The sequence below is a fragment of the Bacillus sp. 2205SS5-2 genome (genome assembly GCF_037024155.1).
Lineage (GTDB): Bacteria > Bacillota > Bacilli > Bacillales > Bacillaceae_K > Bacillus_CI.
Map to the genome: position 1 here is coordinate 31554 of NZ_JAYKTS010000017.1, position 10723 is coordinate 42276.

Here is a 10723-nt window from a genome sequence, read left to right on the forward strand (position 1 = left end):
CTATTCTTCCCTTTTCAATTGATTTGATTGACTTTTTGAATGATCTACTTTCTTCTTTTTGATACTTTCGACTATAGCGGTGGGGTCTTCAAAATCGAAATCATCGAAGACATCGATTTCTTCTTCAAATAAATTACTATAATTGTCGATCACGTCATATTGCTCCTTAAACACATGATCTTCCTCTTCTCCATCAGATATCGCTTGACCTTTAAGAAAACTCATAGGGCTTATTCCTGCTAGAATGGCTAGTGGTGCTTTCACAGAAAAATCCCCATTTGGATTTAGGAGATTTACTGCGACGAACCCAGAGATTCCTCCGAGCCATATAAACTTACCGATAACTGTTGCAGGTAAACGTCGCTTGGTCTTGATTTCAGTCCAAAAGATGGTGACACTTCCCCCAACAAACCCGCCTATTGCAGGAAGGAAAATATCGAACATCCAATCCATAAACGTCCCCCAATCAATAGTAAGTAAATTTCCAATCAAGTGATCTTTTTCCTAAATCGTATGACCTGAATTTCACAAGCTAAACGAGCTATGATCTCACATCTACCTGTCACCATTTTGTCATTTCAGACCAAAAGATTAAATGAACTATTCTATAATTCATCTATATGCAAATCTACAATCCTTAGTATTGGAAGTTCACTCTTACACGGTTAAAAATTGTTATTTTAAGGGAAAACTTATCACTAAAAAGAGGTATGGGAATAAATTTCATATGAGCATGAACGAACTCTGTGAATTGATTCGCAATTGTGTACTTTTAAAAATAAAAAGCACGCTGTTGAGGTTTGAATCAACAGCGTGCTTAGCTATTTGAGAATGAACTTGTGAAGATGAGGACTAATCTCTGTATTTAGTCTTGAATTTGCTTAGAGGGACCTCTTTTGAGTCACAGGAAATGGGTTCTACATCTTGAAAGTTACTAGCAAGAATTCTTATTTGGCCCTCATTCAGTGTATACCTTAGTCTCTGGTTTAAACGCAATCCATGAAAACCAAAAGTGATCTCCATGAACCACTTCATCAAGTTGACGACCTTTAAGAGGTCCAGCTGTCGCTCGGCCAAGAATATTCCAAGTACTACCTGTTTCGTTATCCACAAACCCCCCGTCAATTGGCTGAAATGTGAGGGATTGCTGATCGATTTCTGGTAGATATACACCAGAGGAACCAACATCACTTCCTCTTTCAATGACTTGTGAACTCAATGCTGAATTGGTCCCTTTTTTGAAAAAAATCACGATAGCGCTTGATCCGATTTGATCATGAACTACCTTCTTTTCCGTTAGGACTGTATAAGGATATGCCTTGTCTTCATCCGTCATCGCAATGGTAACGACTCTCTCCATTGCAGGTAGGAGAGAGTGGAATTGCTCCCGATCAAAAAAAGAAGTGGTTCGTTGATCATAGCCTGGATATGGATTTTGACCGTAACGTCGGTCATATCCTGTCTCTTTTGAGAGCACAAGACCATCAGGATAAGTCGAAGTAAAGTCGGCAAAGCTCACAAGACTCGATGGGAGCATCGTTAATGGTTCTTTTCCCACTAATTCCCCTATAATCGCTTCACCCGTAAATTGCTGCCAAAGGGTCTCAGTCTTGCGATCATACATCACTAAATCAGACTGAACCAATAATCCAGAGGTACCAAATTCAACTGCTTCCCCGTTGACATTTCGGTCAAAAACGATAGCAGAATTACATAATGGACAAAAACTAACAAGGACCGGTTTTCCCCCAACAATATCATTGACGATTTCATGCCAAATTAATATTTGGAGTGGATACGCTCGTGAATCGCCATTAATATCAACCACCATTACGGGTTCCGTAGGCGCCAACCATTTTTCTGCAAGCTGTACAGACTCAAATTCAGGTTGGTCAAGAGATGGGATTCCGTCTCTTGGTGGGCCACCAGAAATGAGTTCATCATAGGAAATCGTATGCTTCTCCCAATCTGTCTTCCAGTCTCTCGTCAACATCTTTATTTCCGCAGATAATTCCTCTGTAGAAACATCCTTCGAAGCCGGTATATCGTTAGATTCCCGTGTCTGCTCTTCTTCCTTATTCGAACATGCCGTCAACATTAACATAGCTAAAACCATCATGTAAATGTAATGTGATTTCTTCATGCCATTCCCCCTAGTATGACAACTATAGTCTCTCAAGTATAATCGTTTTTAAATAAATTCAATGTAGGCTAGCTTACACTATGAGATGGAGGTTGAATTTATTTGGCTGTTTTCGCAAAGCAAATTATTTTTCCGAAGAAGTATCTAATCAGGATACTAGATGATTTTCTGAGTTGCCTATCGTGTTCGATTTACCTACGGCTCTTTTCGTATATATTGTTTATCAGTAGTCAAAATTTTAGATTGAACCCTCCCGACGGTTCTAGTGCAAAAACAATTCAGTAAAAAAATAGATATTGGGTATTTAATATATGGAATAAAATCCAATAGATTGCAATAGACCTAGATTCATCCTGTATAATAGAGAGTAACATTTATTGAATGGGGACCGGACATATGAGCAAACGTGTAGGCGTACATCCAAGTGAAAAAGATCAAGCAGTTCAAGAAATAAAAGCAGCCATCAAAGGAAACAAAGATCTACGAATGCTCGAGCGCTATCAAACGATTTTGATGGTTCTACGTGGGGAATCTTATCCAAACATAGCGGAAGTAGTTGGACGAAGGATTTCCACACTCTACAATTATAGTAAGGCGTATCGTGAGGGTGGACTGGATGGACTCCAAAGAGATCTTCCCACAGGTCGAAATCGGAAACTCACTCCCGATCAGGAGGAAAAAGTCCATCAAACGATTGTGAACCAAACGCCCGTTGATGTAGGTTTTCCAGTGGAAATGAATTGGACGGCTCCAACCATAAACAAATGGATCAAGCAGGAATTTAACATTTCCTACTCAGATCGTGGCGTGCGGGCATTGCTCTACCGTCTCAATCTGAGCTTCACCAAACCAACGTATACACTGGCTAAACCTGATCCTGTCCAACAAGAAGCGTTCAAAGAAGAGTTTAAACAGCTTAAAAAAAACTCCTAGATGGGGAAATAGACCACATCTTATTTGAGGATGAATCCATGATTCGAGACTATCAAGCTTTATCACGAACTTGGTTTGCCAAAGGTCAACAAAAGATCATTCCGACCTATGGAAAACATTGGGGTGCAAAGTTAATTGGTACGTTGGATTACGAGACAGGAGAGGTATTCTGTATCCAGGAAGAGCGCTATACGGCCAAGGAATTCCTGTCCTTTCTCGAAAAAGTGATCGATAAATATAATGGAGAAAAGATTGTCATGATTTCAGATAACGCGAGAATTCATCATGCAAAACGTATCCAACCGTTTTTAGAACAACATAAGAACCTTCTTACTTTGGTCTACCTTCCGCCTTATAGCCCAAACCTTAATATGATTGAAGAACTTTGGGGTTGGTTAAAGTCATCTGTCATCAACAATGTATTCTTTGATTCTGTTCAAAAAATACGTAAAGCTGTTCAAGGGTTTGTTCGTCACATCAATAAAGCGCCAGAAGTCACTATGAATCGGCTGTGCATACAATTCTAAATATTTTTTGCCGAATATATAAAATGAAACTTTTACATTTTTATTTCGTAAATACAAAGATAAAATTATTATAGAGGTGATCACATGAGAGATATTCTTAAAGGGACTCTAGTAGTAATCTTAGCCATAGCCTTATGGACTGGAAATACATACATATGGAATCTTTTTGTTTAAATGCGACCAACTTCTTGGTCTCCTAAAAATTTATAAAAAATGAAATTACAAGTAAAGGAGTTGTGTAGTTGGATTTCCTAATTAGTAAAGAGAAAAATATTTACATAGCTCTATTATTTTTCAATATTCTTTCAGTATTACTAATTGATAACAAATTCATTGAAAATATTATTATTTGGACTGTTTTTGTATGTGTTTTCTTCATTAGGGTAACTGTATTTGTTGGTAATAGAAGAATGAACAAAGATAACAATTAAGACACAATATTCATTCGCTCCCCAGTTCTTTTAACCTTCTATATATGGTAAATTCCGATTCTATTATTTCAAAATGCGATGCACATTATTATTTAGGTAAATGTGATAAGACCGCAAAAACATCATTTGCCACTGTACACTTAAGCTCCACAATAGCTTTCTTAAATGGCTATTCTTTTACATATGTGTCTTGTTTTCGCCATAATTTACAATGATTTTATAAGATGAAACTAGCTTTCATAATTTCGATCGCTTCATTAGAAATCGAAAGCATATTCCTTTAAATTGTGTCGCTCTTTATGTCTGATGCGCAACAATCCAATTTTTTAGTTTTTAAACGATTGGGTTGTTGCGTCGTAGCGTCAAGATAATGCGGATATCAAATGGTAAGGGAACTAACTCAGTTATATCAGTAGTTTACGAGCTAGATCTCATTAGAGTTTAATCTATTGAGATTCAATATTTATGACGTAAAATAGAGCGTCACACTGTATCATATAACTTGTCTCATAATCCTTATCGTTGTTAACGTGTAGTTTTTTACTTTGTAGAGCTGATTAACGTTGTAAATCCGCATTTTCGGGACTGGACCCTTTATAGAAGAATTGGACAGACTTTTAGACTAGATTAAAAGCTGTGATACGAAAGCTTAAATCGTATTGGCTGTTGTAGGTATATTTGTTGCTGGTTTTACTTCGCAACATTCTGTTAAGATGCTAAATACCATCATTTCAAACTCGATTAATAGTATTAGGCTTCTTCGCTCTTTAAAATGATTTCACTCTGTCCATACTGGTTACTAAAATAGTAGAACTAGTAGGTGAAATCGAATGTTAGTTGAAATCCAAGATATTAATTGTCTCTTTCATATTACAGAACCGTGGTATATTGACAGCTGTGTATTTAATGAGGGAAAACAACAATTAGATGTCTTTGTTTGTATTCGTAAGGGTGCTCTTTTCTGTTGTTCCAATTGTGGGAAAGAAGCACAGCCAGTCTATGATATTGCTGACCACAATCGAACATGGCGCCATCTAAACTTTCTAGAATATCCTTGCTATATTCATGCCGAATTGCCTCGCACCGACTGCCAGAAATGCGGGAAAATTCATCGAGTAGATGTGCCTTGGGCTGTTAAGCCACGTTCTAATTTCACTTTACTTTTCGATGCTCTGATCATCACTTTAGCGAAAGATATGCCAATGAATGCCATAAGCAGGCTTGTCAAAGAACATGATACACAATTGTGGCGGATTATTCATTATTACGTGGATCATGCCATCGAAGCTCAGGATTTATCCCATGTGACAATGATCAGTACCGATGAAACCTCTGCTAAAAGAGGCCACCAGTATGTGACCATCTTCATGGATCCCGAAGGAAAGAATGTCATCCACGTCACTAAGGGGAAAGATTCAAGTACTTGGGTGGAGTGTAAAAAGCATTTGGAATCCCATGGTGGCAAGGCTGATAATGTGACGCAAGTCTGTATGGATATGTCTCCTGCTTTTATTAAAGGAGCTACAGACCAGTTTCCTGATGCAGCTATTACCTTTGACAAATTCCATGTCATTCAAGCTGTAAACAAGGCTGTAGACAAGGTACAAAGACAAGAGCGAAAAAGCTGTGTAGAGCTTAAAAACACTCGTTACATCTGGCTGAAGAATGAACAAAATTTAACAGCCAAACAAAAAGAAAGGCTAGACCGGTTAAAAGATTGTGAACTCGATACTGCGAAATCATACCGAATGAAACTTACCTTGCAAGAGATTTATCGTTACCCAGGAGTAATCGCCAAGATGGCATTAAAAGATTGGATTCAATGGGGCCTACGCTGCCGATTAGAACCCATGGTAGAAGTGGCCAAAATGATTAAAAACCATTACGACGGAATCACCCAGTGGTTTAAGTCCAACCTAAACAACGGACTGCTAGAAGGGATTAATAGTTTATTTCAGGCAGCTAAGAGAACAGCTCGTGGGTATCGTTCTGATAAGAATATGATCGCCATGATTTACCTGCTTGCTGGAAAACTTGATTTTGCACTCAAATAAAAAGAATGAGTAACAGTTCGGAGCCATACTTCGCTCACAACTGAACCCATTCCCTTGTCCATTCATGGTGTTACCTTCATAACGAGTTTCTATGCATGTAACAGGGGGAGAATACGGAGCGAGCAATTGAACCCATTCCCTTGTCCGGTTTTTAGGTTTTGAGAAAAATAGAGTTGAATTCTCTCTATAAAATCACTGTAAATGACGAAGAACCATCAAAAACATTAAACGACGAGCTTATGGACATAGAAATCTTGATCGATTTAGAACACGTGTATTTCTCAAATGTACAGGTCACACTTACAAAAAACAGGTGTCCTAGCCTCTCCTTCTGCATCATTATGGTGATCATAGTTGGTGGAAAAGAAGCCGTCAAGGAGAACACTTGACCGCTCCTTTTCCACCAACTGGCTAGTCTGTAAGATGCAGAAGGAGAGAGTTTGAGAAGGCTTCAATCTAGCTATCTTATTGTCAGAATTAAGCGTGAATCACAGACAATGGTGAAGAGACTTCTTTTTTAGTTCTTATTATTCCATTTATGATGATATAATTGAATAACAGATTTACAAGTGACTCAATAAAACGTCTTATAATTTTATTCTAAATATCCACCGTCCCAAATTCTTTTATAGGTTGATAGAACCGACCGATTTACAGAATGGCTTGAGGAAATGAAATTATCCCTACTTATCTTAAATATTTATACACGGTCCCCACTCAATGAATCATATAAACTAGAGAGAAAATTTATTAGAAAAGAGGTGATCCAAGTGATGGAGTTGGATCCATTATATAAGACATATCAACCGTTTCTTTTTTCCATTGCTTACAGGATGCTTGGAACAGTTACTGAAGCAGAAGACATCGTTCATGATGTCTTCCTACAGCTTGACATTGACACAGATCAAATTAAGGACTTGAAGGCATATCTTGCAAAAGTGACGACGAATCGCTGCCTAAACTTTTTAAATTCAGCTCGTAAGAGAAGAGAAATTTACACAGGCCCCTGGTTGCCTGAACCTCTTATTGACCAATCCGTGCAGCCTTTAGATAAAATTGTGACTTATGAAGCGGTTACTTACGCCTTTCTTGTTTTGCTTGATCAACTTTCACCTATTGAAAGAGCTGTGTTTGTTCTTAGAGAAGCATTTACATATGACTACGAGGATATTGCAAACATCCTAGATAAGACTGTAGTAAATTGCAGAAAAATTTACAGCCGTGCCAAGCGGAAATTAAAGAAGGACTTGTCTGTCCCTCCCGAGAATACTGAACATGTTGATCTACTAGCCAATACCTTTATAAAAGCATCGACAACAGGAAAATTTGCAGACTTTATTGATCTTCTTACAGAAGACGTTATCCTTGTCACCGACGGCGGTGGAAAAGTGATTTCTGCATTAAACCCAATTTTATACAAAACGCGCGTATCGGCCTTTCTTAAAGGAATTTCTACTAAAGGAAGTTTCATCGGAGACCTTCTACCCGTAATGATCAATGGTCAGAAAGGAATCTTGCAAGTAATAGAAGGGCGTCCTATTAGAGTCATGTGCTTTGAATTAGATTCAAAACACCAAAGTATCCGAAGAATCTTTATTATTTCAAACCCGGATAAATTAACTCATATTCGTATTCCTCAATATTGACAGTCGAAGAGCTCCATTTAATCGAGGCCACTGATAAAGTGACATTTCAGAATAAAGAAGCCGAGAATCTACTACATATAGGTTCTTGGCTTCTTAAATTTTCGATGTATTGGTGAAAATCTTCAGCAAATAAAATAAAAATTGCTTTTTAAGTGCCCTAATCCAATCTAGGATTTCTTAATATGTCACAAATCAATCCTCTGTTTTGTCTTATTAATGAAACACAAAAATATTTTAATGGAGGAGATAGATTTGGAACAACGAATTAACTACATGAAGACAAATCAGGAAGTTTTTAGCTTAATGATTCAATTGGAGGAGTACAAGAAAAAGACGGGAATAGATAACAAATTAATCGAATTGATTAAGATTCGTGCGTCTCAAATCAATGGATGTGCGTATTGCTTGGATATGCATACAAAGGATGCCCGTGCAAATGGCGAAACTGAACAAAGAATTTACTGTTTGAATGCTTGGCGTGAGTCACCGTTCTATTTAAAAGAGGAGAGGTTAGCTTTAGAATTAACGGAAGCAGTCACGGACATTTCAGCAAACGGTGTACCTAATGACCTGTATGAGCGGGTCCGTCTTCATTTTGATGAAAAACAATATATCGATCTCGTTACCCTAATTATTACGATTAACGGTTGGAACCGATTAGCTATATCAATCAATAGCGTACCTGGACACTACCAGCCTGCCACTGCAAAGTAATTTTGCCAACCTAAAATCCCTTGTATTCAAAATGGATACGAGGGATTTTTTTCACATGACTTTTCTATCCATAAAATGACGACTCAATGGAAATACAATACTACTTTTCACAAAAATAATTTTTACTGTCTGAGCTATAAGGAAGTCTAGTTAAAATTAAATAGTATCAATATTAATGAAGAAAAACTTTTATTAGAACGAGGACATAGCTTTGTTCGATGCATCTCTTCTTCCTTTATTGATGAGAATCAACCGCAAAATAGACGACTCCATCTAAAATCAACTAAAGAAGCAAGAATGAATAGGAAAGGCTGTTTTCGAAAGTCTCTGGCTTTTCCAATCAGTTGATCTGTTATGGAAAAAACATCCTCTCCGACCTCTACTGATAACAATAGCCTTCCGTTTCTTTTTGGGTGATCTAAACGAATTCATTCCCACCTTGCACGGCTTCTTGGAATAGTAAGACACTTGCAAATAAACTGATCGCAAAACACACCTTATCTATCCAGTTCTTCCTCTTTCCCGAAAGTAAAAATTTTATCCTTATTTATTCGCATGAATCGATTATTGGTTTGATAAGAATTATCCTGACATCACGTACTAAAAAGCCTGAACGTGGGTTGCTACAAAGGCAACAACCCACGTTCAGGCTAACAAGTGCTTATTTAGTAAAACTACTTTGATGTATTTTGGTGCGTAAAGATTCTAAAAAGCAATTTTCTTACATTCTTACAAAATCAATTCCTAATCTTTCATCTCTTATAAAAAAAAATCAAAAATCCAATTTTTTTAACCTAAGAGCTTGAGATTCCAAGAAAAAAGTTTATTGGAAAAAGACTTTTTCCACATTGTATTTTGCTTTTAATTTATTCACAATATACGTTTCGTAAATTTCTCTTTCCATTGGATCTTCTACGATTGATACATCTATACGGTAAACTTCTTCACGATGATTTTTTAGTGGAGAAACCGTATCTTCAAGATGTTTTTTCACACGTTGTCTTAGTTTTCTCGCTTTTCCAACAAACAGTAGCTCATCATTAATATTGTAAAACCAAATGATTCCGCCCTTATCTCTTGGAATTTTGTGAAGATCGATAAATCCTTCGATCGATTTAATAACAGGTTCGTTTTCTTCTTGATTTTGTTTGCGCTCCGAAATCGAAACGTCTACTTTAGGTAAATCAATTTTTATCATATAGGGTCACGTCCTCTTTTCCATTAAAGCTAAATATTATCACATCTTCATGAGAAATGCTATCACTAGTCTTATTATTGACCTTTCTACTTGAAATGATGTCCGAAACAAAGCGATATCATAGATGATCAACTGATACGAAAAGCAACAAACTTTGCGAAAACAACCTGCTTAAAAAGCGAAAGAACGAACGTCTTCCCCGTTCGCTCTTTTGCCCTACTTTATCATAATTTTAAGCTTAGGAAACAAGGTTGCTGCGTTCTGATAAAAAACGTTCTCGACATGTTTGGACGGAATAAGATTTCCGATAAAATTGGCATACTCTTTTATGGGTACAAGCGGCCAATCAGAGCCAAATACCAATTTTTCGTAGTGGTCGCAAAACGTGATAGCATGGCGGATATGGTCGAGAAAATTCCCTTGTGATTTAGCATGCAATTCAGCTTTTGTACCGACTACCCATCCTGACAAATCAGCGAACATATTTCTATTTTTATACACGACTTCCGCTCCGGTCAACACCCACGGATCACCTAAATGAGCCATCATAAAATTCACATCTCGACGCGATACCGCGACTTCATCCAAGGTAAGCGGATGTGCGTATTTTAATAATCCTCGTTCAGAGTATGTATCACCGGTATGAAACACGACTGGAACTTTGTAGGCTGCCGCTAAATCATACACTGGTTGATACACTGCATCATAGGCATAAAAAGGATAATAACCTAAATAGATTTTTACACCTACCACTTCTTTTTTTCGAAGCTGCTCTTCTAACATATCTAATCCCGTTTGTGTAAGGTGGTAGGGATTAATCCCGGGACATATGGCTAAGCGAGATGGTCGTTCATTCTCTAAATCAAGCCCCATCGGTGAAGGAGCAAACGAATCTGGAAACCCCATCTCTGGAGTCTCCGTTACACCCATGCCGATGGCAAATTCGATTTCTCCTTCTTCCATCTCCGCTTGAAGTCCCTTTCCCGAGTAATCGACTTTAGAAAGATGTTTGGCTGTATCTTTAAAGGTCTCAATATTGGAAAAATGAATATGTGCATCAATAATTTTCATGAATAA

8 protein-coding genes are annotated in these 10723 nt (G+C 37.5%); 4 read left to right on the top strand and 4 right to left on the bottom strand.

The genetic code is table 11. From position 1 onward, the window contains the following. Both U8D43_RS12440 and U8D43_RS12445 read right to left on the bottom strand, forming a co-directional pair. Window positions 1-453: a hypothetical protein gene (locus U8D43_RS12440; protein ID WP_335871505.1), complete on the bottom strand. Its 453-nt coding sequence runs from the start codon at window positions 451-453 to the stop codon at window positions 1-3. 505 nt (window positions 454-958) lie between these two features. Beyond that, window positions 959-2143 carry a DUF3179 domain-containing protein gene (locus tag U8D43_RS12445; RefSeq protein ID WP_335871506.1) on the bottom strand — a complete coding sequence of 395 codons (1185 nt, stop codon included), beginning with the start codon at window positions 2141-2143 and terminating at the stop codon, window positions 959-961. A 396-nt stretch (window positions 2144-2539) separates the two neighbouring features. Here U8D43_RS12445 and U8D43_RS12450 point away from each other — a divergent pair. The 4 genes from U8D43_RS12450 (at window position 2540) to U8D43_RS12465 (ending at window position 8448) form a co-directional block, all read left to right on the top strand. Further along, window positions 2540-3603 (top strand): IS630 family transposase gene (locus U8D43_RS12450; RefSeq protein ID WP_335871507.1). Its coding sequence is split into 2 segments (ribosomal slippage): window positions 2540-3061 and window positions 3064-3603, totalling 1062 coding nucleotides; the frame shifts between segments, so codons are not numbered across the junction. A gap of 1261 nt (window positions 3604-4864) precedes the next feature. Then, entirely contained in the window at window positions 4865-6088 is a 1224-nt protein-coding gene (locus U8D43_RS12455) for an ISL3 family transposase (protein WP_335871508.1), read from the top strand. A gap of 773 nt (window positions 6089-6861) precedes the next feature. Then, on the top strand, window positions 6862-7734 hold the full coding sequence (locus U8D43_RS12460) for an RNA polymerase sigma-70 factor (protein ID WP_335871552.1): 873 nt from the start codon (window positions 6862-6864) through the stop codon (window positions 7732-7734). Window positions 7735-7986: 252 nt separating this feature from the next. Next, window positions 7987-8448: a carboxymuconolactone decarboxylase family protein gene (locus U8D43_RS12465; RefSeq protein ID WP_335871509.1), complete on the top strand. Its 462-nt coding sequence runs from the start codon at window positions 7987-7989 to the stop codon at window positions 8446-8448. Between the two features lie 823 nt (window positions 8449-9271). On the opposite strand, the gene U8D43_RS12470 is transcribed toward U8D43_RS12465, so the two are convergent. Together U8D43_RS12470 and U8D43_RS12475 are read right to left on the bottom strand one after the other, a co-directional pair. Then, on the bottom strand, window positions 9272-9646 hold the full coding sequence (locus U8D43_RS12470; RefSeq protein ID WP_335871510.1) for a nucleotide excision repair endonuclease: 375 nt from the start codon (window positions 9644-9646) through the stop codon (window positions 9272-9274). Window positions 9647-9862: 216 nt separating this feature from the next. Further along, window positions 9863-10717, bottom strand: a complete 855-nt coding sequence (locus U8D43_RS12475) for an amidohydrolase family protein (protein ID WP_335871511.1) — start codon at window positions 10715-10717, stop codon at window positions 9863-9865. Window positions 10718-10723 lie beyond the last annotated feature (6 nt).